The organism is Oerskovia jenensis (genome assembly GCF_016907235.1).
Lineage (GTDB): Bacteria > Actinomycetota > Actinomycetes > Actinomycetales > Cellulomonadaceae > Oerskovia > Oerskovia jenensis.
In genome coordinates this window covers 1,926,854-1,953,068 of record NZ_JAFBBO010000001.1, presented here as the reverse complement: position 1 = coordinate 1,953,068, position 26,215 = coordinate 1,926,854, and the positions used below count along the sequence as shown (strand labels likewise).

The 26,215-nt window shown below is 71.1% G+C and carries 20 protein-coding genes, 1 pseudogene and 1 riboswitch; of the genes and pseudogenes, 18 read left to right on the top strand and 3 right to left on the bottom strand.

The features are described from left to right. The first annotated feature begins 31 nt into the window (after positions 1 to 31). The 4 genes from JOD49_RS08770 to JOD49_RS08755 are packed head-to-tail and all read left to right on the top strand — an operon-like array spanning position 32 to position 3,768. Positions 32 to 919, top strand: a complete 888-nt coding sequence (locus tag JOD49_RS08770; RefSeq protein WP_205306836.1) for a MetQ/NlpA family ABC transporter substrate-binding protein — start codon at positions 32 to 34, stop codon at positions 917 to 919. Next, positions 919 to 2,313, top strand: coding sequence for an NtaA/DmoA family FMN-dependent monooxygenase (locus tag JOD49_RS08765; protein ID WP_205306835.1), 1,395 nt, complete (start codon positions 919 to 921; stop codon positions 2,311 to 2,313). The genes JOD49_RS08770 and JOD49_RS08765 overlap by 1 nt, the downstream gene beginning before the upstream one ends. 10 nt (positions 2,314 to 2,323) lie before the next feature. Beyond that, positions 2,324 to 3,100 carry a methionine ABC transporter ATP-binding protein gene (locus JOD49_RS08760; protein ID WP_205306834.1) on the top strand — a complete coding sequence of 259 codons (777 nt, stop codon included), beginning with the start codon at positions 2,324 to 2,326 and terminating at the stop codon, positions 3,098 to 3,100. Beyond that, entirely contained in the window at positions 3,100 to 3,768 is a 669-nt protein-coding gene (locus JOD49_RS08755; protein ID WP_205306833.1) for a methionine ABC transporter permease, read from the top strand. The genes JOD49_RS08760 and JOD49_RS08755 overlap by 1 nt, the downstream gene beginning before the upstream one ends. A 102-nt stretch (positions 3,769 to 3,870) precedes the next feature. On the opposite strand, the gene JOD49_RS08750 is transcribed toward JOD49_RS08755, so the two are convergent. Together JOD49_RS08750 and JOD49_RS08745 are read right to left on the bottom strand one after the other, a co-directional pair. Next, a complete protein-coding gene (locus tag JOD49_RS08750; RefSeq protein ID WP_205306832.1) occupies positions 3,871 to 4,437 on the bottom strand; it encodes a flavin reductase family protein in 567 nt (188 codons plus the stop codon). Continuing rightward, a complete protein-coding gene (locus JOD49_RS08745) occupies positions 4,434 to 5,063 on the bottom strand; it encodes an NAD(P)H-dependent oxidoreductase (RefSeq protein ID WP_205306830.1) in 630 nt (209 codons plus the stop codon). Before JOD49_RS08745 ends, JOD49_RS08750 begins: the two co-directional genes overlap by 4 nt. Positions 5,064 to 5,083: 20 nt before the next feature. Next, positions 5,084 to 5,193, bottom strand: a riboswitch (SAM riboswitch). A 296-nt stretch (positions 5,194 to 5,489) separates the two neighbouring features. On the opposite strand from JOD49_RS08745, the gene gdhA reads away from it, so the two are divergent. From gdhA to JOD49_RS08690, 12 genes and pseudogenes are all read left to right on the top strand, one after another. Then, positions 5,490 to 6,827, top strand: coding sequence for an NADP-specific glutamate dehydrogenase (gdhA, locus tag JOD49_RS08740; RefSeq protein WP_205306828.1), 1,338 nt, complete (start codon positions 5,490 to 5,492; stop codon positions 6,825 to 6,827). Between the two features lie 385 nt (positions 6,828 to 7,212). Beyond that, the gene (locus JOD49_RS08735) at positions 7,213 to 7,971 is read left to right on the top strand and encodes a copper homeostasis protein CutC (RefSeq protein WP_205306826.1); all 759 of its coding nucleotides are present in this window, start codon (positions 7,213 to 7,215) and stop codon (positions 7,969 to 7,971) included. Between the two features lie 302 nt (positions 7,972 to 8,273). Continuing rightward, complete coding sequence (locus JOD49_RS08730) at positions 8,274 to 9,947, top strand: ABC transporter substrate-binding protein (RefSeq protein WP_307822458.1); 1,674 nt, start codon at positions 8,274 to 8,276, stop codon at positions 9,945 to 9,947. Between the two features lie 46 nt (positions 9,948 to 9,993). Then, on the top strand, positions 9,994 to 10,986 hold the full coding sequence (locus JOD49_RS08725) for an ABC transporter permease (RefSeq protein ID WP_205306825.1): 993 nt from the start codon (positions 9,994 to 9,996) through the stop codon (positions 10,984 to 10,986). Further along, on the top strand, positions 10,979 to 12,127 hold the full coding sequence (locus JOD49_RS08720) for an ABC transporter permease (protein ID WP_205306823.1): 1,149 nt from the start codon (positions 10,979 to 10,981) through the stop codon (positions 12,125 to 12,127). The genes JOD49_RS08725 and JOD49_RS08720 overlap by 8 nt, the downstream gene beginning before the upstream one ends. Next, positions 12,124 to 13,035 (top strand): ABC transporter ATP-binding protein, encoded by a 912-nt coding sequence (locus tag JOD49_RS08715; protein ID WP_205306821.1) that lies wholly within the window; start codon positions 12,124 to 12,126, stop codon positions 13,033 to 13,035. Before JOD49_RS08720 ends, JOD49_RS08715 begins: the two co-directional genes overlap by 4 nt. Positions 13,036 to 13,118: 83 nt before the next feature. Further along, positions 13,119 to 13,562: pseudogene (locus tag JOD49_RS20935) on the top strand (ATP-binding cassette domain-containing protein); the annotation flags it as partial. Positions 13,563 to 13,577: 15 nt separating this feature from the next. Beyond that, a complete protein-coding gene (locus JOD49_RS20930; protein WP_425566329.1) occupies positions 13,578 to 13,922 on the top strand; it encodes an ABC transporter ATP-binding protein in 345 nt (114 codons plus the stop codon). Between the two features lie 263 nt (positions 13,923 to 14,185). Then, entirely contained in the window at positions 14,186 to 15,751 is a 1,566-nt protein-coding gene (locus JOD49_RS08705; protein ID WP_205306817.1) for an RNB domain-containing ribonuclease, read from the top strand. A 35-nt stretch (positions 15,752 to 15,786) separates the two neighbouring features. Then, positions 15,787 to 16,164, top strand: a complete 378-nt coding sequence (locus JOD49_RS08700; protein WP_205306815.1) for a sterol carrier family protein — start codon at positions 15,787 to 15,789, stop codon at positions 16,162 to 16,164. A gap of 366 nt (positions 16,165 to 16,530) precedes the next feature. Then, a complete protein-coding gene (locus JOD49_RS08695; RefSeq protein ID WP_205306813.1) occupies positions 16,531 to 21,237 on the top strand; it encodes an ExeM/NucH family extracellular endonuclease in 4,707 nt (1,568 codons plus the stop codon). A gap of 198 nt (positions 21,238 to 21,435) precedes the next feature. Further along, on the top strand, positions 21,436 to 21,879 hold the full coding sequence (locus tag JOD49_RS08690; protein ID WP_205306812.1) for a hypothetical protein: 444 nt from the start codon (positions 21,436 to 21,438) through the stop codon (positions 21,877 to 21,879). 27 nt (positions 21,880 to 21,906) lie between these two features. Here the strand turns inward: JOD49_RS08690 and JOD49_RS08685 are convergent, their stop codons facing one another. Continuing rightward, entirely contained in the window at positions 21,907 to 23,265 is a 1,359-nt protein-coding gene (locus tag JOD49_RS08685) for a hypothetical protein (protein WP_205306811.1), read from the bottom strand. 117 nt (positions 23,266 to 23,382) lie between these two features. Here JOD49_RS08685 and purF point away from each other — a divergent pair, with 117 nt between their 5' ends. Together purF and purM are read left to right on the top strand one after the other, a co-directional pair. Further along, positions 23,383 to 24,930, top strand: a complete 1,548-nt coding sequence (gene purF, locus JOD49_RS08680; protein WP_205306810.1) for an amidophosphoribosyltransferase — start codon at positions 23,383 to 23,385, stop codon at positions 24,928 to 24,930. Positions 24,931 to 24,983: 53 nt separating this feature from the next. After that, the gene (gene purM, locus JOD49_RS08675) at positions 24,984 to 26,102 is read left to right on the top strand and encodes a phosphoribosylformylglycinamidine cyclo-ligase (RefSeq protein WP_205306809.1); all 1,119 of its coding nucleotides are present in this window, start codon (positions 24,984 to 24,986) and stop codon (positions 26,100 to 26,102) included. Positions 26,103 to 26,215 lie beyond the last annotated feature (113 nt).

Below are 26,215 nucleotides of genomic sequence, written 5' to 3'. Positions count from 1 at the left end.
TTCGCGGGACCACTGCCTCCAGGAGACACCCATGCCCGGCACCACCGATCGTCGCCCGCCCCGGCTGACGACCGCAGCGCTCGCCGTCACCGCGGCCCTCGCCCTCGCGGCGTGCGCCACACACTCGTCCGCCGCGGACCCGGACGACGACAAGAACGTCAAGATCCTCTTCGCCACCAACGCCGACTTCGCGATCCCGGTCATCACGGACAAGCTCGAGGCCAAGGGCTACACGGTCGACGCCTCGAGCATCACCGACTTCCAGGCGGCCGCCGGTGCCGTGGCCAACGGCGAGGCGGACTACCACGTGGGTACGCACACGGTCTACCTCCTGTCGCAGACCGAGAAGACGGGTGCGGACATCGTGCCCGCCTTCTACACGGCGCTCGCTCCGGCCGGGTTCTACTCCACGAAGGTCGACTCCTTGGCGGCCCTGCCGGACGGAGCCGTCGTCGGCATCCCGAACGAGCCGTCCAACGTGGGGCGGGCGCTCACCATCCTGGCCGAGGCAGGAGTCATCGAGCTCGGACCGACGGTCTCGTCCGTCTACACCTCGGTCAAGGACATCTCGTCCAACCCGAAGAACCTCGACTTCCGGGAGCTGGACGCCACCCTCATCGCCAAGACGCTCGCCGACCTGGACATCGGCTTCCTGTACAGCAGCGGCGCGAAGAACAACGGCTTCACGCCGGGCGAGGACGCGCTCGCGCTCGACGACATCGCCACGTCCCGGCCGTACACGATCATCGCGGCGACCCGGTCCGAGCTGCTCGACTCCCAGACGACGAAGGACCTCGAGGAGGCGTACCACTCCGAGGAGTACAGGCAGGCGGACCTGGAGTTCAACGGGGGCATCGGCTTCTACCCGTGGGAGTACGACCCCACCGAGGACATCGCGACGTGGAAGCAGGCCGGCTGATGGCCACCGCGGGGAGCCGGCGCCCCAGGCTCGTCCTCAACTTCGTCCTGCGCGTGCAGGGATCGCACGGTGCGGGCTGGCGGCACCGGTCCAGCGAGATCGAACGGGTCCCGACGCTCGACTACTACGCCGACCTGGCGCGCACGGCCGAACGTGGCGTCTTCGACAGCCTGTTCCTCACCGACACCCTCGCGGCGTCGGCCAACCCCGAGGACGCGCTGCAGTGGCCGCTCGACCCGGTCACGATCCTCGGTGCGGTGGCGGCGCGGACCACGCACATCGGGCTGATCGGGACCCACAGCACCACGTTCAACGTCCCGTTCAACACCGCGCGTCAGTTCGCGTCGCTCGATCACGTCAGCGGTGGCCGGGCGGGCTGGAACGTGGTGACGTCCTCGACGGACCTCGCCGCACCCAACTACGGTCTCGACGTGCTCCCCGAGCACGACGAGCGCTACCGGCGGGCGGCCGAGTACCTCGACGTGACCATCGACCTGTGGAACGCGTGGCGGGCCGACGCCGTGGTGGCGGACCGCGCGGCCGACCGGCTGGTCGACACCGACGGGATCCGGGCCGTCAACCACCAGGGGACGTACTTCTCGGTGCGCGGCCCGCTCAACGTCCCGCGAAGCCCGCAGGCCGTGCCGCTGCTCGCGCAGGCGGGGAGCTCGGAGTCCGGGCGCGACCTCGCGGCCCGGTACGCGGACCTCGTCTACGTCCAGCAGAACGACCTCGACGAGGCCGTGAGGTTCCGTACCGACGTCCGGTCGCGAGCGGCCGCGTACGGACGGCGTCCCGGTGCGGTGGTCGTCGCTCCCGGCCTCATCCCGTTCATCGGGCGGTCCGTCCGTGAGGCCCAGGAGCTGCAGCACGAGCTGCTCGACCTGCACGGCACCGACAGGTTGCTCGAACGGGTGTCCACGGTGATCGACCGCTCTCTCGACGGCTACGCCCTCGACGGACCGTTCCCCGTGGACCTCGTGTCCGACGCCCGGGACACGGGGCAGAGCAAGTCCCTCGCCTACCGCATCGCGGAGTACACCTCGACCGGCACCTACACCCTGCGGGAGGTCCTGGCCTGGGTGGACTCGGGCTCGTTCCACCGCACGATCGTGGGGACGCCCGAGGACGTGGCCGACGGCATCCAGCACTGGTTCGAACGCGGAGCCCTCGACGGGGTGAGCGTCATCCCGCCGGTCCTGCCTCGCTCGTTCGAGCAGTTCGTCGACGAGGTCGTCCCGATCCTCCAGCGTCGCGGGCTCACCGAGTCCTCCTACGGGGAGGGGACGCTGAGGGACAGGCTGGGCCTGCCCGCGCCGGTGTCGGACGAGAGCCGTTTCACGGGACACTTCGACACCCTGCCCAGCGTCTCGCAGCACGTGCCCACGGCGTGAGGGGGCGACGATGATCTCCTACCGGAACGTCGACAAGACCTTTCACGTGCACGGTGACGAGGTGCACGCGCTCGACGACGTCTCGTTCGACGTCGCCACCGGGGGCGTGCAGGGCATCATCGGGTTCAGCGGTGCCGGGAAGTCGACCCTCCTGCGGACGACGAACCTCCTGGAACGCCCCGACGCGGGCACGGTGAGCGTCGACGGGGTCGACATCACGGCCCTGGACCGGCGGGGGCTGCGGGAGTTCCGGCGGAGCATCGGCATGGTGTTCCAGCACTTCAACCTCCTTGCGCAGGCGACCGTCCACGACAACGTGGGGTTCGCCCTCGAGGTCGCGGGGGTCCCCCGGAGAGCTCGGCGCCGGCGGATCGAGGAGTGCCTGGCGATCCTCGACATCGAGGACAAGGCACGCGACTACCCGGCGTCGTTGTCGGGCGGTCAGAAGCAGCGCGTGGGGATCGCCAGGGCTCTCGCGAACTCGCCCCGGGTCCTGCTCTGCGACGAGCCGACCTCCGCGGTCGACCCGGAGACGACGGGGACGATCCTGTCCTACCTCCAGCGCGTCAACGTCGAGCTGGGGATCACGATCGTGCTCGTGACGCACGAGATGAACGTCGTCCGGGCGATCTGCGACGACGTCGTGGTCATGGAGGCGGGACGGGTCGTCGAGCGCTTCGACCCTCGCGTCGAGGACCATCTCCCGACGAGCAGGATCGGGCGCTTCCTCGTGGACGACAGGATCCGCCTCGACGGGACACGCGCGGTCGAGGGGGTGAGGGTCTGATGGAGAACGTCGTCGCGGCCTTCCCGGACCTCCTGGTGGCCCTCGGGCAGACGCTGTACATGCTCGCGATCTGCTGGCCCGTGGGGATCGTCCTCGGGCTCACCGTGGCCGTGCTCCTGCGCGTCACGAGCGCGGACGGCCTGCGCCCGCACCGGGCGTGGTTCGCGGTCCTCAACGGGATCGTGAACCTCGGGCGCTCGGTGCCGTTCCTCCTGCTGGCGGTCCTCATGGTCCCGGTCACGCGCCTGATCGTCGGGACGGCGATCGGCACGACGGCCGCGACGGTCCCGCTCGTGGTCAGTGCCGTGCCCTACTTCGCACGCCTCGCCGAGCAGAGCCTCCTCGCCGCCGACAGGGGGTCGATCGAGGCGGCCGAGGCGTTGGGCGCGGGCAGGTTGCGGATCGTCTTCCGGGTCCTTCTCCGCGAGTCGTTCCCGCTGCTCGTGAACGCGTCGATCATCCTCCTGGTCGCGTTCGTGTCGTACACGACGATCGTGGGGATCGTCGGCGGGGGCGGGGTCGGTGACTTCGCGATCCGGTACGGCTACAACCTGTTCCAGACGGACGTCATGGTGTTCTCGGTGGCCGTGATCGTCCTGCTCGTCCAGGTGTTCCAGGTGGTCGGCAATCGGCTCGTGCGCAGGTGGGACCACCGCATCGTCCGGTAGCCCGGCAGTCCGGCGCCCCCGTGCCCGGCGCGCGCCGGGCACAGGTGAGGGGCCCGACGGCGGTGCGAACCGCCGTCGGGCCCCTCACCCGGATCGTGGGGCTCAGAGAGCCGAGTGGTCCCCGATCCGGTGGTAGGACCGGTCGTGGTAGACGAGCGGCGTCGCGCCTGCCCGGGTCCCCGACGCGAGTGCGCGCAGCGAGACCAGGTAGCTGTCGCCCACGGGCGTGCGCTGGATGATGCGGCCGCGCACCCAGGACAGCGCGCCGTCGATCACGGGCTCCCCGGACTCGAGAGGGGACCAGCCGCCGGCCGCGAAGCGGTCGGTCCCGCTCGTCGCGAAGCGTGCCGACACGTCGTCCTGGTCGGCGGCCAGGAAGTTGACCGTGACCGTGCGGGCCGCCGAGATCGCGGGCCACGACGACGACGTCGACGCGAGCGAGAACGCGAGCAGCGGCGGCGCGGCCGAGACCGAGATGACCGACGTCGCCGTGAAGCCCACGGGGCGGCCCTCGTGCTCGAGCGCGATCACCGCGACGCCCGCGGGGTGCTGCCGGAACACCGCCTTGTAGGCGTCGGGGCTGAGCTGCGGCTCGTCCTGCTCGTGGAGCAGGGCCTCGAGTCCGGCGAGGCCCGCGACGTCGGGGCGGGTCGTGGGGTCGGCGGTCATCGGGTCACCTCGGCGAGCTCGGGGGTGGACGTGTCCTGCCCGACGGCGTCGCTCGCCGCCCGCCGCAAGGGCCCTCCCGCGTGGTCGAGCCAGGCGTCGACGGCGGTCGTGAGGTCGGCCTCGTCGAGCCGGGAGTCCAGGAGGGTGAGCGTCCGTGCGGGGACGGTCGCGCCGAGCTCGACGAGGAGCGGGCGCAGGTGCACCTCGCCCGCGAGGGCGTGCGCGGGGTTGCCCGACACCACGACGGGGACGGCGACGACCCCGGCCAGGCCGTCCGGGCCGTAGAGGTCGAGGAACGCCTTGAGCAGCCCGGTGTACGAGCCCTTGTAGACCGGTGTCGCGACGACCAGCACCGCGGCGCTCGCGGCGGTCTCGCGCGCGGCGTCGGCCCGCGGGTGCTCGGGGGCGAGGATCTCGGTGGCGAGGTCGGCCAGGTCGATCGTGGTCGGGGCGGGCTCGGGCGCGTCGGCCGGGGCGAGGCCCAGGTGGTCGGCGACGCGGGCCGCGACCGTCCGGGCGGCCGACAGGGTCCGCGACCCGGGCCGCGGGTTGCCGACCAGGGTCACCACGGCCGGTCGCGGGGGGCCTGGCTCGGCGGGGTGGGGTGCTGCAGGGTGCTGGGTCATCGCTTCCTCACTGTCGTCGTGCTGCACGCTTGCCGCGTCGTGCCGGCGCGGCCAGGTCATCTCCCGGAGCACCCCGTCGTGAAGGGGTTGCTGACCAGCGAGCCGGGGCTTGGTGCTGGTGCTCGTGACCTCTGGGTAGGGGTATAACCCCGGCCGGGGGAATCTGCACCGATCAGGTCGAGAATTCTCAGAGGGTGGACGGAGGTTTCGTTCCGGGGGCCCGGACCTCGGGGCACGGCGCACGGCCCGGTGCGGTGGCGGGTGCGGTGGTCGACGCCCGGACGGGGAGCCCGACTGTTGCCCCGGGCACGGGCAACGTCCCAGGTCGTGAGCCTGCTGTCTCCCAGAGTGGGACGGAAGTACGGCGGAGTTTACGAGTACGTAACCTGGTGCGGTTCAAAGCCCTGCCCTGCCGAGGAGCACTCCATGGATAGTCGTCTGCAGTCCGTCTTCGACGAGGTCCTCGCCCGCAACCCTGGTGAGGTCGAGTTCCACCAGGCGGTTCGCGAGGTCTTCGACTCGCTCGGGCCGGTGCTCCAGAAGAACCCCCAGTACGTCGACGCCGCCGTGCTCGAGCGCATCTGCGAGCCCGAGCGCCAGATCATCTTCCGCGTGCCGTGGGTCGACGACAAGAACCGCGTGCAGATCAACCGCGGCTTCCGCGTCGAGTTCAACTCGGCCCTCGGCCCGTACAAGGGCGGTCTGCGCTTCCACCCGTCGGTCTACCTGGGCATCGTCAAGTTCCTCGGGTTCGAGCAGATCTTCAAGAACTCGCTCACCGGCATGCCCATCGGCGGCGGCAAGGGCGGGTCGGACTTCGACCCGCGCGGCAAGTCAGACGGCGAGGTCATGCGCTTCTGCCAGTCGTTCATGACCGAGCTCTACCGCCACATCGGTGAGTACACCGACGTCCCGGCCGGCGACATCGGCGTGGGTGGTCGCGAGATCGGCTACCTGTTCGGCCAGTACAAGCGCATCACCAACCGCTACGAGTCCGGCGTCCTCACGGGCAAGGGCATCAGCTGGGGCGGGTCGCTCGTGCGCACCGAGGCCACGGGGTACGGCACGGTCTTCTTCGCCGACCACATGCTGCGCACCAAGGGCCAGAGCTTCGACGGCCAGCGCGTCGTCGTGTCCGGCTCGGGGAACGTCGCGACCTACGCGATCCAGAAGGCCCAGCAGCTCGGGGCGAACGTCGTGTCGTTCTCCGACTCGTCGGGATACGTGGTCGACGAGGCCGGCGTGGACGTCGAGCTGCTCCGCCAGATCAAGGAGGTCGAGCGCGGACGCGTGGCCGACTACGTCGAGCGTCGCCCCGGCGCACGCCTCGTCACGGGGGGCAGCATCTGGGACGTCCCCGCGACCGTCGCCCTGCCGTGCGCCACGCAGAACGAGCTCACCGAGCAGGACGCCAAGCAGCTCGTCGCGAACGGTGTCCTCGCGGTCGCCGAGGGCGCCAACATGCCCACCACGCCCGGGGCCGTGTCGTTGCTCCTGGACGCGGGCGTGCTCTTCGCCCCGGGCAAGGCCGCGAACGCCGGTGGCGTCGCCACCTCGGCCCTCGAGATGCAGCAGAACGCCTCGCGCGACGCGTGGACGTTCGAGCACACCGAGAAGCGCCTCGCGCACATCATGGAGGGCATCCACACGCGCTGCGAGGAGACCGCCGACGAGTACGGCGAGCCCGGCAACTACGTCCTCGGGGCCAACATCGCTGGCTTCACCAAGGTGGCCGACGCGATGATCGCCCAGGGCGTCATCTGACGGACCGCCAGGGCCCTCGGCCCTGACCGATCGACGGGAGCGGTGCGCTCCGCGTGTCACGTGACCCGCGGAGGGCACCGCTCCCGTCGGCGTGCGTGGCGGGGCGATCGCCGAGTGCGCCGTCCCGGTCGACGAGAGACGTCGCGCGACGGCCCGAGCCGCGCGCCGGGCAGGGAGACCTGGCCCGACGACGGGGCGCACGCTGCGCCGTCGGGCCGGGTCGCGGGCGCTCGCCGTCGCGGCGCCCCGACCCCTCGGCCGCAGGTCCCGGCCACAGGGTCGGCGAGGGTCCGGGCGTGCTCGCGCCCGCGAGGTCGGCGGGACTACGCTGACCGCTGACCCGGTGCGCTGCGGTGCGCCGCCCCGACCCAAGGAGCATCCCCACATGGCACGCGAGGTCGCCCTCGAGATCGCAGTCCAGGACACCGACGGCGTGCGGGTCGCCGCGCTGGTCGGCGCACAGCGCGTCGAGCTGTGCGCGGCGCTGGGTGCGACGGGCGGGCTGACGCCGAGCATCGGGCTCGTCGAGGCGGCGGTCGCTGCCGCGGTCGAGGCGGCGGGTGACGCCGCGCCCGTCGAGGTGCATCCCCTGATCCGCCCACGCCCGGGCGGGTTCGTGTTCAGCGCGGCCGAGCTCGACGTGCAGGTCAGGGACGTCCGGGCCGCTGTCACGGCGGGGGCGTCCGGTGTCGTGATCGGCGCGCTCACGGCGGACGGTCTGGTCGACGCGGACGCGGTGCGGGCCCTGGTCGCCGCCGCGGACGGGCGCGAGGTGACGTTCCACCGGGCGATCGACGTGGTCGAGGACGTCACGGCGGCGCTCGACCTCCTCGCGGGCCTGGGTGTCTCCCGCGTCCTGACCTCGGGCGGCGCCCCGAGCAGCATCGACGGGGTGGAGCGGCTGGGGCAGATGGCACGGCACGTCGCCGGACGCGTGCAGGTCCAGGCGGGCGGGGGAGTGCGCCCGCAGGACGTGGAGGCGCTCGTCGGCGCCGGGGTGGACGCGGTCCACCTCTCGGCCAAGCGCACGCTGTCCGACGACGGCGGGCCCGGCGGCGGGGGAGGGGCCGGCTACGAGGTGACGGACCTGGACGTCGCGCGCGCGGCACGGGCCGCGGTCGACGCGGCGGTCGCGAGCCTCTAGGGGGCCATCCGTCGGGAGCGTTCCCACGGCGGTCGGGCGGGCACGACCGTGTCCGTCGGGCCGCCGCGTTGTGTCCTGCACACCGACGGGGCATCGGGGCACCCTGCCGGAATCCGCAGGATCTAGCCGTTCGTGAGGGTCCAGAGGTCGGCGAGATTTCATTTAGGTAACTTTCCTGTTGTATTGGTCGGAACCTCGTCCTCGATTCGTTAGTGTTCCTGCCACGAGCTCGCACGGTGGCGAGCGGCCGATCAGCGTGACGACGCGTTGACGACTCGAGAGGACCAATGATGATTCGAAGCGTGGCGCGCAAGCGCCTGCTCACGGCGGTTGCCCTGGTGACCGGTGTGACGATGTTCGCGGCCGGCTGCTCCAGCTCCGGGAGCGAGAAGGGCGACGGCGGGAACGGTGGGGACGGTCGCGTCCTCAACGTCTGGGCCGGGACCCAGACGCCGGTCGTGGCGAACTTCAACCCTTACGCTCCGAACCCGCTCCACGCGGCCAACGGCGCGATCTACGAGCCGCTCTTCCACTACAACAAGGCGAAGGCCGGCCCCCCGGAGCCCCGCCTGGGCGACACGTTCGAGTGGTCGGAGGACGGCCTGTCGCTGACCATCTCGATCCGCGAGGGCGTCACGTGGACCGACGGCAAGCCGTTCACGGTCGAGGACGTCGTCTTCTCCTTCACCAACGACGCAGCGAAGAGCCCTTTCCTGGAGTCGGCGGAGAAGGTCGACGACACGTCGGTCAAGCTGACCTTCAACTCGCCGCAGTTCACCGGTGAGGTCCAGTTCCTCGGGACGACGCTGATGGTCCCCGAGCACCTGTGGAAGGACGTCGCCGACAAGGCGACCTGGGCCAACGAGGCTCCCGTCGGCACGGGACCGTTCAAGTTCGACGCCATCACGGACGCGAGCTACACGGTCGTCGCGAACGAGGACTACTGGGACGGCGCCCCCAAGGTCAAGAAGGTCCGCTACCTGGGCATCGACGAGAACCAGAGCGCCGAGAACCTCCTGACCACGGGCAAGGTCGACTGGGCAGCGATGTTCGTCCCGGACCCCGAGCGCATCACGGGCCCGGGCCGGCTCTCGATGGTCAACACCCCTCAGGACCCGACCGTCCTGTACACGTGCTCCACCACGGCGCAGGGCTGCACCGGGCCGCAGACGGACGTCGCCGTCCGCCAGGCGCTCGACCTGCTCGTGGACCGTACCGAGATCAACGAGAAGGCGTTCGCCGGACAGGCCGCCACGATCTCGCCCACGTTCGCCCTCCTCGGTCGTGACGACCGCTGGATCTCGCCCGACGTCGACGCCGAGAGCCCGCAGACGGCGGACCCGGCCGCAGCCGCCAAGGTGCTCGAGGACGCCGGCTACACCAAGGGCGCCGACGGCATCTACGAGAAGGCCGGCCAGAAGGTCGAGCTGTCCCTCATCACGGTCGCAGGCTGGACCGACTACAACACCGTCGGTGACCTGGTCGCCTCCGCAGCCGGAGACGCCGGCATCAAGGTGACGCACGAGCAGGTGACGCAGCCGGAGATGTCCGAGATGCGCGTCGCCGGCAGCTTCCAGCTCATGGTCGGTGGCATCACGGGCCCGTCGCTCGACGACCCGTTCCAGATCTACCGTCAGTGGCTGTCCACCGACTACACGAAGCCCGTGGGCACCGCGCTCGAGTCCGGTGACTTCAACTTCGCTCGCTACTCCAACCCCGTGCTCGACGCAGCCGTCGCCGAGGCCGCCGCCACGAACGACGAGGCCGCCAAGCAGGCCGCCTACGCCACGATCCAGAAGGAGCTCGTCCGCGACCTCCCCTACATCCCGATCGTCGTGAACGCGAGCCAGACCTTCATGGACACCAAGGACTTCACGGGCTGGCCCACCGACGACAACCTGTACGCCTTCCCGCCGTCGTGGAGCACGGTCTCGCTCGGCGTCGTCCTCTCGAAGCTCGAGCCGGTCACCAGCTGATGCCGTCTCGCCGAAGAGGAGCGTCGATCAACGAGGAGACAGCACGATGAGGTTTTTCGCCCGGCGGATCACGTTCTACCTGATCACCCTGTGGGCCGCCATCTCCCTGAACTTCGCCATCCCGAAAATGATGCCCGGCGACCCGAAGCAGCTCTTCATGGAGAAGCTGATGAGGAAGGGCGTCGAGATCACCCCCGGGATGCAGAAGAGCATCGACCTCCTCTTCGGTGAGGACGACAGCAGTCTGTGGGACCAGTACGTGTCCTACCTGAACAACATCCTTCACGGGGACCTGGGCGTCTCGACGACGTTCTTCCCCAAGCCCGTGACGGAGCTGATCGCCACCGCGTTGCCGTGGACGCTCGGGCTGATGGGCATCGCGACCATCATCTCGTTCATCCTCGGCATCGCCGGAGGAGCCTGGGTGGGCTGGAAGCGAGGGACCTGGGTCGACCACGTCATCCCCGCCTCGACCCTCCTCCAGGCCCTGCCGTACTTCTGGCTCGCCCTCATCCTGATCTCGACGTTCGCCGTGAAGCTCGAGTGGTTCCCGGTGATCGGGGGCTACGACATCTTCGGCTTCGACTACGGGCCCGAGTGGTCGTGGGCGTTCGTGGGGAGCGTGATCTACCACGGCACCCTGCCGGCGTTGACGATCATCATCTCGTCCGTGGGCGGTTGGCTCCTGGGCATGCGCAACATGATGGTCGCGACGCTCTCCGAGGACTACATCACCACGGCCGAGGCCAAGGGGCTGCGCCCCATGCGGATCGCCCGGACCTACGCGTCCCGCAACGCAGCACTCCCGTCGATCGCAGGGTTCGGCATCTCGCTCGGCTTCGTGGTCGCCGGATCCGTGGTCATGGAGGAGGTCTTCTCCTACCCCGGGCTCGGCAAGCTGTTGACCGACGCGGTCCGGGAGAACGACTACGCACTCATGCAGGGAGTGTTCCTGGTGATCACGGTCGCCGTCCTGGCGGCCAACTTCCTCATGGACATGATCTATGGCTTCATCGACCCGAGGACGCGCAATGCCTGACGACGACATCCGCGACGCCGAGATCGTGACCCCCGCTGTCGACGCCGCCCCGGCGGCATCGGTCGTGGTCGACGGTCTTCCGCCTCAGCAACGCACCCCGGGCGTCGTGCCGGACGTTCCTCCCACGACGCCGGACCAGTTCGTGAAGACCTCCGACGACGGTGCGCCCCCTCCCAAGCGCGGACTGCGCGCGATGCTCCCGCCGTTCTCGGGCAAGCTGCTCATCGGCCTGATCCTGACGCTCGGCATCATGGCGTTCGCCATCGTGGCACCACTCCTGAGCCAGGACCCGCGCTACCTCAAGAACCCGTCCAGGCTCCCTCCGAGCTCCGAGCACCTCCTCGGGACCACCGCGAGCGGCGCCGACATCTTCGCCCAGCTGGCGCACGGGGGCATGGGCTCGCTCATGGTCGGCCTCCTCGCCGGGATCATCGCGGTCGTCCTGTCGCTGTTCTTCGGAGTCGTCTCGGGATACTCGGGCGGGTGGACCAACGACGTCCTGTCGTTCGTCACGAACGTCATGCTCGTGATTCCCGGGCTTCCTCTGATCATCGTCATCTCGGCGTACCTCGAGAGCCGCTCGCTCGCCGTCATCGCCCTCGTCCTCGGCCTGACGGGCTGGGCCGGAGGCGCCGTCGTCCTGCGGTCGCAGGCCAAGTCGCTGCGCTCCAGGGACTACGTCTCGGCAGCGCGCGTCGCGGGGGAGAAGTCCGGACGGATCATCCTGGTCGAGATCCTGCCGAACCTGCTCCCGCTGCTCACGGCCCAGTTCCTCGGCGCGGTCCTGCTGGCGATCCTCGGCGAGGCGGGGTTGTCCTACCTGGGTCTCGGCCCGTCGGGCTCGATCACCTGGGGAACCATGCTCAGCGAGGCACGCGCTCAGAACGCGTTCCTCGACGGCAGCTGGTGGTGGTACGTGCCGCCGGGCCTCCTGATCGCGCTCTTCGGCTGCGGTCTGGCCCTGCTGAACTTCAGCATCGACGAGATCATCAACCCGCGGCTGCGCAGCGCGCCCGCCGCGGTCAAGAGCGTGCGGGTCGCACGGAAGAACCGGCGAGAAGGCACGACCCCGGGTTCGACGTCCTCCACGCAGGCGCCGGTCGACGCATCGGCCCGAGACGACGAGAAGGTGAACGCATGAGTGCCGTGTCCACGAAGCCTGCGGGGGACGCCGGCGTCGGGCCGGGAGCCGTGCCCGTGCTGACCGCGCGCAACGTCTCGATCGAGTACCAGGTCACTCCTGTGGTCAAGGCCGTCAAGGACGTGTCGCTCACCCTGCACCGCGGGGAGATCCTGGGACTCGCCGGCGAGTCGGGCTGCGGCAAGACGACGCTGGCCTACGGGCTCAACCAGCTCCTCAAGCCCCCCGCGCTGCGGACCTCGGGCGAGATCGTGCTGCACGACAAGGACGGCTACGACATCGACGTGGCGGCCCTGTCGGGAGATGCCCTCCGAGCGTTCCGCTGGGACAAGATCTCGATGGTCTTCCAGGGCGCCATGAACTCGCTCAACCCGGTCATCAGCGTCAAGGCCCAGCTGTTCGACGTCTTCGACACCCACCGCCCGGGGATGTCCAAGAAGGAGAAGCTGACACGCAGCCGGGAGCTCCTCGAGCTCGTCGGGGTGGACCCGAACCGCCTGAACAGCTTCGCCCACGAGCTGTCGGGCGGCATGCGCCAGCGCGTCATGATCGCCATGGCCCTGGCGCTCAACCCCCAGGTCATGATCATGGACGAACCGACGACGGCACTCGACGTGGTGGTCCAGCGCGGCATCATCCGCGAGATCATGCGCCTGCGGGAACAGCTCGACTTCGCGGTCGTCTTCATCACCCACGACCTGCCGATGCTCCTCGAGATCAGCGACCGGATCGCCGTCATGCTCCAGGGGGAGATTGTCGAGCTGAACTCCTCGGAACAGATCTACGAAGAACCGCAGCACGAGTACACACGCAAGCTCCTCGCCTCGTTCCCGAGCCTCACGGGTGAGCGGGGTGCGTTCGTCCGGACTGGCTCGGGCACCGGCGACGACACGGAAGAGGTGGCCTGATGGGCACGCTCGAGGTCCGCAACCTCACCAAGGACTTCACCGTGCGCAGCGGACTGAAGAAGACCAGGCTGCGCGCGGCCGACGACATCTCCTTCACGCTCGAACCCGGCAAGACGATCGCGATCGTGGGCGAGTCCGGGTCGGGCAAGTCGACCGTCGCGCGCATGATCGCCAAGCTCGAGACGCCGTCGTCGGGCCAGATCCTGCTCGACGGGACGCCGAGCGCGCACCGCGGGGCCTCCCTGGCCACGTACCGGCACGACGTCCAGATGGTCTTCCAGGACCCGTTCGCCTCGCTCAACCCCTTCCACTCGATCCGGCACCACCTCGAACGGCCGCTGCGCATCCACAAGATCGCGAAGACACAGGCCGACGTGGACGTCGCGGTCGAAGAGCTCCTGACCCGTGTGAACCTCACTCCGGCATCGGCGTTCGCGGAGAAGCGGCCCCACGAGATGTCGGGAGGCCAGCGCCAGCGTGTGGCCATCGCGCGTGCTCTCGCTCCCGGGGCGAGGTTCCTCATCGCCGACGAGCCCGTGTCCATGCTCGACGTGTCGATCCGCCTCGGCGTGCTCAACCTGCTGGCCCGTCTGCAGCGCGAGGAGAACCTCGGGGTCCTCTACATCACGCACGACCTCGCGACCGCTCGTCACTTCTCCGACGAGATCATCGTGATGTTCCGTGGCAGCATCGTGGAGCGGGGACCGTCGGACGACGTGATCCTCAACCCGCAGCACGAGTACACCAAGCTCCTCCTCGCGGCGGCACCCGACCCGAAGAACCAGGGAAGGTTGCGCGAGGAGGTGCGCCAGGAGCTCGCATCGTCGTCGGCAGCCTCGGGGGATGCCGCCGCGGTGCGCGACCGCTTCGGCACGGCCGACCTCTGAGGGAGGCCGCGACGAGCGGTGTCGGCGCGAGCAGGCGACCGACGAGTGAGTGACGGTCCCGGGTCCACGACCCGGGACCGTCGCTCGTTGGTCACCGGCCGTGCCGGGCGCCTGCTGCCCAGCGTCCGCGCGCGGAGCGACCAGGGGATCCCGCAGGGACGGGATGCTGCCCCTGTTCGGTGCGTCGAGGTGACCTGCGCCCCGAGCGGTTCTCTCGGGCGGCCACCTGTCCGCAGGCCCGACGACCGCCTACAGTCGGGGACGTGCCCTCCCGGAACCTGCGCGTCGCGCCCGCCACCGCCCCCGTCCTGCCCGCGGTCGACCCCGTCCTGTCCGCGCTCGCCTCGCTGCGTGCCGAGATGGAGATCCCCGCGGAGTTCCCCCGGCCGGTCCTCGACGAGGCGTCCGAGGCCGCGCGACGGGACGTCTCCGGCGGTCGGAGGGACCTGCGCGACGTCCCGTTCGTGACGATCGATCCGCCCGGCTCGATGGACCTCGACCAGGCGGTCCATCTCGAGCGTGCGCCCGGCGGCTATCTCGTGCGGTACGCGATCGCCGACCTCGCTCCCTTCGTGACTCCGGGTGGACCTCTCGACGCCGAGGTGAACGAGCGGGGCATGACGCTCTACGGTCCTGACGAGCGCACTCCCCTGCACCCTGCGGTGCTGTCGGAGGCCGCTGCGAGCCTCCTGCCGGACGCGGTCCGGGCTGCCGCCGTCTGGCACGTGACGCTCGACGAGCGCGGCGAGATCGCCGACGCCCGGGTCGAGCGGGCGCTCGTGCGCAGCACCGCGCGACTGACGTACGCGGAGGTCCAGGCACGGCTCGACGCCGGGGACGCGGGGCAGATGCTCGACCTGCTGCGGGAGGTCGGCCTGCTGCGCGAGGCGCGCGAGCGCGAGCGTGGCGGGGTGTCCCTCAACGTGCCCGAGCAGGACGTCGTGGCGCACGAGGACGGGTCGTTCGGGCTCGAGTTCCGCTCGACGTTGCCCGTCGAGGGGTGGAACGCGCAGATCTCGCTGCTGACGGGCATCGCGGCGGCCCGGATCATGCGGTCGGGAGGGGTGGGGATCTTCCGGACCCTCCCGGCCGCGGACCCGCGCGACCTCGCGCGCCTGCGCCGTACCGCGGGCGCGCTCGGCATCGACTGGCCCCAGCACCTGTCCTACGGCGAGCTGCTCGCGACCCTCGACTCGGCCACGTCGCGGCACGCTGCCTTCCTCAACGAGGCGACGTCGCTCTTCCGTGGGGCGTCGTACGCGCCGTTCGGCGGCACGGGTCAGCCGGCCGGCGCGCCCGACGACGTCGCGCACGCCGCGATCGCGGCCGAGTACGCGCACGTGACCGCGCCGCTGCGCCGCCTGGTCGACCGCTACGGGACCGAGATCTGCCTGGCGCTGTGCGCGAGGCAGGATGTTCCGACCTGGGTGCGCGACGCCCTGCCGGGGTTGCCGCGCACCATGGCCCGGACGGGCCAGCGCGCCGGGTCGTACGAGCGGGCGAGCGTCGACGTCGTCGAGGCCGCGCTGCTCGCGGGTCGGGTCGGGGAGATGTTCGACGCCGTGGTCGTCGACGTCGAGAACGACGAGGAGCGACGCCGCCGGGCGGCCAAGGGCGCGGAGAAGGCCGCGCGGGCGGGCGGCGGGTCGACGTCGGCGGGGCCGGACGCACCGGACGGGCCCGGCGTGGTGCGTGGCCAGGTCGTGATCGTCGAGCCTGCGGTCCGCGCGAGCGTCGAGGGGGTCGACCTGCCGCTGGGCGACCCCGTCCGGGTCCGGCTGCTCGAGGCGTCGATCGAGCGTCGCCGGGTCGACTTCGAGCTCGCCTGAGGGGCGCTCGGCGACGAGCACGGGAGGATGTACCCATGCCTCCTCGTCGCCGCACCGACCCGGCCGTCGGCCGCACCGCTCTCGCCGCCTGGCAGGACGGAGCCGCCGGACGCCCCGAGGTCACGACCGCCGTCCGCTTCACGCTCGAGGAGCTGGCCGAGGTCGCGCCCGGCCACGCGGTCGAGGTCCGGGTGCCCCCGTACGGCGCGGTCCAGGCCGTCGAGGGCCCGCGACACACGCGCGGGACCCCGCCCAACGTGGTCGAGACCGACCCCGAGACGTGGCTCGGCCTCGTCACCGGTGCGGTCGAGTGGGCGGAGGCCGTGGCGGACGGGCGCATCAGCGCCTCGGGGGAGCGGTCCGACATCTCGGCCCTGCTGCCGTTGCAGGCCGCTCGTCGCCGCGACCGGTAGGTCGCCCTCGGCGTGCCGGGCCGTCGCCCACGGCGCTCCTGCCCGTAGCCGTCGGCGTGCGGACCGTTCCGGTGCGCAGTGTCCGCTGGGTGAGATAGCGTGCGAGGCGAACGGGCGACGGTGCCCGTCGACCGGTCCGCGCACGACGACGTCGCGCACCCCGGCCGCAGGGTGCCGTCCGCCTGGGGGACGTGGTCGTTCGACCGGTGGAGACCGGCCGGACACCGCGTGTTCATCAGCCTGCTGTTGGATTCCAGAGCCTGCACCCGCGCCACCCGCGCCGAGGCGGGCGCGCCGGGAACCCGGCCACGACACGAAGGAGTCAGCGTGATCGGTAGTCACCATCAGTCCCGACGCAGGAGAGGTGTGGTCGCGGCCACCCTGTCCGCGTCGCTCGTCGCCACGGCGGCGCTCAGCACGGTCGCCGCGGGGACGGCATCTGCTGCGGTCGACGGTTCGTCCGTCGTCATCAACGAGGCGTACCTCAACGGCGGGAGCGCCAACGCGCCCTACCTGAACAAGTTCGTCGAGCTCTACAACCCCACGGCTGCGGACATCGACCTCACCGGCTGGTCGGTCCAGTACCGGTCCGCGACGGGCACGGGGGCCTCGAACGGCGTCGTCCCGCTCACGGGCACGATCAAGGCGGGCGGCTACTACCTGGTGCAGGGAGCGTCGAACGGCGCCAACGGCGCCGCGCTCCCGACGCCCGACGCGACGGGGACCATCGCGCCGCAGGGGCAGAACGGGACGCTCGCGCTGGTCAGGTCGGCCTCGGCGATCACGATCACGCCCGGCTCCGTCGTGGGCAACGCGCAGGTCGTGGACCTCCTGGGCTACGGCACGTCCAACACGTTCGAGACCGCGGCGGCCCCTGCCGGCACGGCCAACACCGTGCCCGGCTCGCTCAACCGCGCGGCCGGCGCCGACACGGACGACAACTCCAAGGACTTCGCGGTCAGCAGCACCGTGACCCCGCAGAACAGCGGTGGCGGCTCGGGCCCCGGCCCGGACCCCGAGCCCGGCACGGCCAGGACCATCGCCGAGATCCAGGGCACGGGCGACGCGAGCCCCTTCGTGGGCCAGACCGTCACCACGCGCGGCGTCGTGACCGCCACCTACCCCTCGGGCGGCTTCGACGGCCTCTACATCCAGACCGCCGGTTCGGGCGGCGACCTCGACCTCGCGACGCACACCGCGTCGGACGGCCTGTTCGTGTACTCGAAGGCCGCGGCGACGGCGCTGCAGGTCGGCCAGCACGTCGAGGTCACGGGGGTCGTCTCGGAGTACTTCGGGCTCACGCAGGTCACCCCTGCGGCGACCGGCTGGAAGGTCCTGACGGACCCGGCCGAGGTCGTCAAGCCCGCGAACGTCGCGTACCCCGCGACCGCTGCGGACCGCGAGAAGCTCGAGGGCATGCTCGTCCAGCCGGCCGGTGACTACGTCGTCGCCGACAACTACGACACGAACTACTACGGTTCGGTCGTCCTGGCGAGCGGCACGGAGCCGCTGCGGCAGCCCACGTCGGTCGGGCGCCCGGGCAGCGCGGAGGCCGCGGCCGCGGTCGCCGACGCGAACGCCCGCCGGATCAACCTCGACGACGGCGCGACGACGAACTTCAACAACGCGGCCAACAAGGCCAAGCCGCTGCCGTACCTGACCGGTGGTGCACCGGTGCGCGTCGGCGCGCTCGCGACGTTCACGTCGCCCGTGGTCCTCGACTACCGGTTCGACGGCTGGAACTTCCAGCCCGTCACCGAGCTGACCCCGGCCAACGCGGCCGCGGTCCAGCCCGCGACGTTCGCGAACACCCGCACGGACGCTCCGGAGGCGGTGGGCGGCGACGTGACCGTGGCGGCGTTCAACGTCCTGAACTACTTCACGACGACGGGCGACCAGGTCAGCGGGTGCCAGTTCTACACGGACCGCGAGGGCAACCCGATCACGGTCCGCACGGGCTGCGACGCCCGCGGTGCCGCGAACGCGGCGAACCTGCAGCGCCAGGAGACCAAGATCGTCGCGGCGATCAACGCCCTCGACGCAGACGTCGTCTCCATCCAGGAGATCGAGAACTCGAAGGTGTTCGGCAAGAACCGCGACGCCGCGCTGTCCACCCTCACGGACCGGCTCAACGCCGCGGCCGGCGCCGGGACCTGGGCGTTCGTGCCCTCCCCGGCCGCGCTGCCCGCGTCGGAGGACGTCATCCGCACGGCGTTCATCTACCGCCCGGCGGCCGTCGAGACCGTGGGGGCCTCGGTCATCCACGACGTCGCGGCCTTCGACAACGCGCGTGAGCCGCTCGCCCAGACCTTCCGGGTCGCCGGCGGAGAGCCCTCGACGGACTTCGTCGTCATCGCGAACCACTTCAAGTCCAAGGGCTCCGGCTCGGGGGCGGACGCCGACCAGGGCGACGGGCAGGGTGCCTCGAACGCCTCGCGCGTCAAGCAGGCCACCGCGCTCGCGACGTTCGCCGACCAGGTGTCGACGGCTGCGGGCACGGACAAGGTCCTGCTCGCGGGCGACTTCAACTCCTACGCCCAGGAGGACCCGATCAAGGTCCTCACGGACGCGGGCTACGTCGACCTGGGACCGACCACGGGCAAGGAGACCTACCTGTTCGACGGCCTCGTCGGCTCGCTCGACCACGTGCTCGCCTCGCCCGGTGCCGCCGCTGCGGTGACGGACACCGACATCTGGAACATCAACTCGGTCGAGCCCATCGCGAACGAGTACAGCCGATTCAACTACAACGTCTCGAACCTGTACGACACCACGGCGTTCCGCTCGTCCGACCACGACCCGATCGTCGTCGGCCTCGAGCTGGGCGGCGAGGAGCCGGGCGGGGTCAAGGAGCTCGACCTGCTCGCGATCAACGACTTCCACGGTCGCATCGACGCGAACACCGTCGCGTTCGCCGGGACCGTGGAGCAGCTGCGCGCCGCCAACCCGGCGGGTACCGCGTTCCTCTCGGTCGGTGACAACATCGGCGCCTCGCTCTTCGCGTCGGCGCTGCAGGACGACCAGCCGACGATCGACGTGCTCAACGCCCTGGACCTGTCCGCCTCCGCGGTGGGCAACCACGAGTTCGACAAGGGCTTCGCGGACCTGACGGGACGCGTGAGCGACGCGGCCGACTGGTCCTACCTGGGCGCCAACGTCTACGCCAAGGGCACCACGAACCCGGCGCTGCCGGAGTACGCGGTGATCGACGTCGACGGCGTCAAGGTCGGCGTGATCGGCGCCGTGACCGAGGAGACCCCGACGCTCGTGACCCCCTCCGGGGTCGCGGACCTCGACTTCGGCGACCCCGTCGAGGCCGTGAACCGTGTCGCCGCGCAGCTGCGCGACGGCGACGCCGCGAACGGTGAGGCCGACCTGCTGGTCGCGCTCTACCACGAGGGTGCGAGCGCCGGGACGCCCGACGGCTCGACGCTCGAGCAGGAGCTCGCCCACCAGGGCGCGTTCGAGCAGATCGTCAACGACACGGACGCCCGCGTCTCGGCGATCTTCACGGGCCACACGCACAAGCAGTACGCGTGGGAGGCGCCGATCCCCGGCACCGACCGGACCCGTCCGGTCCTGCAGACCGGCAGCTACGGCGAGAACATCGGGCACGTGAGCCTGACGTTCGACACCGCGACCGACCTGGTCACCGACTACTCGGTCGAGAACGTCAAGCGCACCACGACGCCTGCCGCCGAGCTCGTCGCGACGTACCCGCGCGTGGCCGAGGTCAAGACGATCGTCGACGCGGCGCTCGCGCAGGCCGAGGTCATCGGCGCCCAGCCGGTCGGCTCGGTCACGGCGGACATCACGACCGCCTACCTGGGTGGCTCGTACGTGAACGGCACGTACACGGGCTCGGGCCCGCTGCCGTCCACGGGGCGTGACGACCGTGCCTCGGAGTCGACGCTCGGGAACCTCGTCGCGACCTCGCTGCGCGACACGCTGGCCGACCCGGCCCGCGGCGGCGCCGACTTCGGGGTCGTCAACCCGGGTGGTCTGCGCAACGAGCTCTACCACGGCGCGGACGGCGTCATCACGTACGCCGAGGCCAACGCGGTCCTGCCGTTCGTCAACAACCTGTGGACCGTGTCCCTCACGGGCGCGCAGGTCGAGACGATGCTCGAGCAGCAGTGGCAGACCAACGCGGACGGCACACGCCCCTCGCGTCCGTACCTGGCCCTGGGCCTGTCGGACAACGTCAGCTACACCGCGAAGACCGCGGACGTGAACGCCACCCCGGGTGACAACATCACGTCGGTCGTCATCAACGGCGAGCCGCTCGACCCGGCCAAGACGTACCGGGTCGCGACGTTCTCGTTCCTCGCGACCGGTGGTGACAACTTCCGGGTCTTCTCGCAGGGCACGGACGCGCGCGACTCGGGTCTGATCGACCGGGACGCGTGGATCTCCTACCTGCAGACCCACCCGGACCTCGCCCCCGACTTCGCCCGCCGTGGTGTGGTCGCGGACGGACTGGGCACGGTCACCGCAGGTGAGTCCGTCACGGCGGCGGTCTCTCGTCTGAACCTGACGTCGCTCGGCAGCCCGGCCAACACGGGCGTCTCGGCGTACCTCGTGCCTGCGGGCACGGCGTTCGACCCGGCGAACCCGGGGACGGCCGTGGCCACGGGTACGGTCACGAACGGCGCCGCGAGCCTCGAGGTGCCGGTCCCGGCGGAGACCGCGGGCGGCGAGTACGGCGTGTACGTCGTGGCCGCCCCGAGCGGTACGGTCACGCGCCTGGCCCTCACGGTCGAGGGTGCGGACCTGCCCGACGTCGTCCTGGACGACGTGACCGCGAAGGCCCAGTGCGTGGGCGGCCGTGTGCAGCTCTCGGTCAAGGCCGTCAACGGCGAGACGCTCCCGATCGACGTGCGCTACACGACCGCGTACGGGGAGAAGAAGTTCACCAAGCTGGCGCCGGGCAAGATCGCGGCCCAGACGTTCAACACCCGCGCCACGTCCGTGCCGGCCGGCACGGTACGCGTCGCGGCGTACAAGTGGCAGGACGGTCAGGGCTTCTACGAGGCCTTCGACGTGGCCTACCCGGCGGTCACGTGCGGCTGACGTGCTGATCGCCTGAGCACCTGAGGAACCGTCGGGCCTGCTTCTCCTGCTGGGGGAGCAGGCCCGACGGCGTCTCGCGCCCAGGGCGCGCGGGTGCGGTGGGTGCGGCGCACGGGTCGGTGACTTCGCGGTGGACGGCGACCGGGGCGCCTGGGGCGGCACAGGGGTTTCCCAGTCCTACCGGGTAGTCTCGGCCGCGTGAGCCCCAGTACCCCCACCCCCGACGTCAACGAGACCCCGAACGGCCTCGACGCCACCGTGCCGTCGGAGCCCGGCACGGCCGCCGCGCAGGCGGCCCCCGTCCCGCAGTCCACGCAGGCTGCCCCGGACGCCGCCCCCACCGAGACCGGTGACGCGAACGACGACGGTGTCCGCGGTGACGAGGTCGAGATCGAGTCGGTCATCGACCCCACGTCGATCCGTCGCGCGCCCCGGTACAAGGCGTTCTTCACGACGGGCGCCGTCGTCGGGATCGTCGTGGGGCTGTGCCTCGGGATCACGTGGTTGGGTTCCCCCGAGTCGCGCGGCGTCCTCAAGCCCGGCGTCTACCTCACGGTCGTGGTCCTGGGGACGACCACTCTCACGACTCTCGTCGCGGGTGCGCTCGCGATCTGGGCGGACAGGCGCAGCCTGCGCCGCTGACGTCCTCGATGCCGTCGCCGCGACTCGTCAGGAGCCCGCGGTGGTCGGCGCGGGATCGTCCGGGTGCCATGTCCCACGGAGCAGCTGACGGAACCGCCTCCCGGTCGGCATGCCTGCGGTCAGTGCGACGGTCCCGAGGAGCGCGAGGGCGAGCGACGCCGCGCCCGTGGTCTCGATCGTGCCGCGGTAGGTCGTCAGGGGGTGCGCCGGGTCGTTCGTGACCTGGAGCAGCGCCAGGACGGCCGGGGCGGCGACGGTCGCGAGTCCGAGGACCAGGACGCCTCCTGCCCAGAGCAGGGGTGGGCCGTCGAGGTGTCGTCGCAGGAACGCGTCGTCGGGCCGCCAGGTGCCGGCGTCCTCGGCCCGGGCGTGCCTGCGCAACGTGCTGCGTTCCCGGGCCCTCACCACGGTGGTCGCCGCGAGGGCGAGCAGGAGCACCGCTGCTCCGGTCAGCGCGAGCACGGCTCCTGACGTGATGATCACGTCGATCGCGCTCTCGCCCTTCTCGTCGTAGAACCGGGTGTCGGCGTTCCGCCCCGGCTGCCGGAGGAAGACGGCGACGAACCCCACGACGGGCGCCGCGCCGAGCAGGACGCCGCCGATGACGGTCAAGGGCTTCTGGGATCTGGACGTCAGGCGGTGCAGCCGACCGAGTTCGATCGTGCGTTCGGCGGACGGGCGGAGCTGTTCCTCGGTACGCACGGCAGCACGGACGACCCTGTCGTTCCATGCCTGCCGCGGACGGTCCGACACGCGCGCCCACGCCCGACGTCCGCGTCCCTTCAGGGCCGAGAGCGTGAACCCGACGAGCGCGGCCAGCAGGGCCGCGCCCGCGAGGACCACGAGCCCGGTCGTCACCATGCCGCTCGCGAAGATCATGACGGGGGCGACCATCAGGACGGCGAGCCCGACGACGACCAAGAGGGCGACGCACAGCCCGACGAGCGGTGCCGTCGGGGTGACGTCGTCGCCGAGCGCCCGAGCGCGCACGCTGCGCACCGGCACCTGCTCGGGGGCCGTGCCCGCGAGCCGGTCGAGCCGGCGCCCGAGGAGAGTGCGCGACGCGGCGCTCGACAGGGCGTACAGGACTCCGCCGATGGCGAGCACCGCGCTCACGTACGCGATCGAGGCCCGGCTGACCGGGTCGAGGTGCTGGTCGCGCCAGACGTCCGGAAAGCCCTCCTCGAGGGTGAGCCAGGCACCGAGGAGGACCAGGAACCCGAGCCCGGCCGAGGTCATCACGGTCCGCGCGACCGTCAGCATGCCGTCCGCGAGGACCTGAGGGCCGCTCGGCGCAGGCTCGACGAGCCGGAGGGCGCTCGTCGGGACGGGGCGCCCCAGCACTGCGATCGTGCGGCCCGGGGAGATGTCGGAGGTGTCGGTCACTGCGTGAGGGTAGCGACCACCGCGAGGCACGTACAGGTGCGCGGGGCCGTCGGGGCGCGCGGTCCACCCCCTGGTCGCGACTTCGGGCAGCCCGGGACCGTATGGGACACTGGAGCCGTGGCCCCCCGCGGAGATGGACTTCTCAACCACGACCTCATGCCCGGCGAGAAAGGCCCCCAGGACGCTTGTGGCGTCTTCGGTGTCTGGGCGCCCGGCGAAGAGGTCGCCAAGCTTGCCTACTTCGGTCTGTACTCGTTGCAGCACCGCGGTCAGGAGTCGGCCGGGATCGCGACCAGCAATGGTGAGCAGATCCTCGTCTACAAGGACATGGGACTCGTCTCCCAGGTCTTCGACGAGACGGCCCTCAACGCCCTGACGGGGCACATCGCCGTCGGGCACTGCCGGTACTCCACCACGGGTGGTGTGACCTGGGAGAACGCCCAGCCGACGCTGGGTGCGACGTCCTCCGGGACGGTCGCCCTGGGGCACAACGGCAACCTGACGAACTCCGCCGAGCTCGTGAACCTCGTCGCGGAACGCTACGGTGCGCAGCGCCGGGGTGAGCTGGCCCGCGGCAACACGACCGACACGGCCCTCATCACCGCGCTGTTCGCGGGCGACGGCGACCACTCGCTCGAGGACACCGCGATGGAGGTCCTCCCGAGGCTCCGCGGCGCCTTCAGCCTCGTCTTCATGGACGAGAAGACGCTCTACGCGGCGCGCGACCCGCAGGGCGTGCGCCCGCTCGTCCTGGGTCGCCTCGAGCGCGGCTGGGTCGTCGCGAGCGAGACCCCGGCCCTGGACATCGTGGGCGCCTCGTTCGTCCGCGAGGTCGAGCCGGGCGAGCTCATCGCGATCGACGGCGACGGCCTGCGCTCGCAGAGGTTCGCCCCGGTCGAGCGTGCGGGCTGCGTCTTCGAGTACGTCTACCTGGCCCGCCCGGACACCTCGATCAACGGCCGCTCGGTGCACGCCGCGCGCGTCGAGATGGGCCGCCAGCTCGCCCGCGAGCACGGCATCGACGCGGACCTCGTGATCCCGGTCCCCGAGTCCGGCACGCCGGCCGCGGTCGGCTACGCCCAGGAGTCCGGCATCCCGTTCGGCCAGGGCCTGACCAAGAACGCCTACGTCGGGCGCACGTTCATCCAGCCGTCGGACACGCTGCGCCAGCTCGGCATCCGGCTCAAGCTGAACCCGCTGCGCGACGTCATCAGGGGCAAGCGTCTCGTCGTCGTCGACGACTCGATCGTGCGCGGCAACACCCAGCGCGCCCTGATCCGCATGCTGCGCGAGGCGGGGGCCGCCGAGGTCCACGTCCGCATCAGCTCCCCGCCGGTCAAGTGGCCGTGCTTCTACGGCATCGACTTCGCGTCGCGCGCCGAGCTCATCGCCAACGGCCTGTCGCCCGAGGAGGTGGGCGCCTCGCTGGGCGCCGACACCCTCGGGTACATCTCCGAGGAGGGGATGATCGCGGCGACCGAGCAGTCCGCCTCCCAGCTCTGCACGGCCTGCTTCACCGGGAAGTACCCCATCGAGCTGCCCCCGGACGACCAGCTCGGCAAGCACCTGCTCGAGCAGGCCGAGCTGCCGCTGGGTGCGCCGGAGGACGGGCTGCGCAACCTCTCCGTGGGAGTCGGCGGCGGGACCGCCCTCGACCACCCCTGACCCCGTACGACGTACGCCCTACCGGGCGCGCCGCAACCACCAGGAGTTCATTCGTGTCTGAAGGTCTCACGTACGCCGCAGCCGGTGTCGACACCGAGGCGGGCGACAAGGCCGTCGAGCTGATGAAGGACGCCGTACGCCGCACGCACGGCCCGCAGGTCCTCGGGGGAGTGGGCGGGTTCGCCGGGCTCTACGACTTCAGCGAGGTCGCGACCTACACCAAGCCCCTGCTGGCCACCTCGACCGACGGCGTGGGGACCAAGGTCGCGATCGCGCAGGCCATGGACGTCCACGACACCATCGGTTTCGACCTCGTGGGCATGGTCGTCGACGACATCGTCGTGGTGGGGGCCAAGCCGCTCTTCATGACGGACTACATCGCGTGCGGCAAGGTCGTGCCCGAGCGCATCGCAGGCATCGTCCGCGGGATCGCGGCGGCCTGCGAGGTCGCCGGCACGGCCCTCGTCGGCGGGGAGACGGCCGAGCACCCGGGCCTCCTGGGCGAGGACGAGTACGACGTCGCGGGCGCCGCGACGGGCGTCGTCGAGGCCGACCGTCTGCTGGGCCCCGAGCGTGTGCGCGAGGGCGACGTCCTCATCGCGCTGGGTTCGTCGGGCCTGCACTCGAACGGCTACTCCCTGGTCCGCGCGGTCGTGAAGCACGCGGGCTGGGAGCTCGACCGCGAGGTCGAGGAGTTCGGTCGGACGCTCGGCGAGGAGCTGCTCGAGCCCACGCGCGTGTACGCGAGCGACTGCCTGGCTCTGGCGCACGACGACGCCGCGCAGGTGCACGCGTTCACGCACGTCACGGGTGGCGGGCTCGCCGCGAACCTGGCCCGCGTGCTGCCGGCCGGCCTGGTCGGGACGGTCGACCGCGGCTCGTGGGAGGTCCCCCCGGTCTTCACCGTGGTCCGGGACCTCGGGAACGTGCCTCGTCGGGACCTGGAGAACACGCTCAACCTCGGCGTGGGCATGGTCGCGATCGTGGGGGCCGACGGCGCCGACGCCGCCCTGGCCCGATGCGCCGAGCTGGGGCTCACGGCCTGGGTCCTGGGTACCGTGAGCGCGCTCGACCCGACCGCGACCTCTGCTGCCGGTGGGGACGACCTGGTGGTCGGTACCAAGGGTGTGCACGCGGGAGCCGTGCGCCTGACGGGTGACTACCGCAACTGACGCCACGACGAAGGCGCGTCCTGCGTCCCAGCCCGGAGGCTTGGGACGCAGGACGCGCCTTCGTCGAACGAGGAAAAGTCGCGGGTAGGTCGTCGACGGACGTACTCGCGATC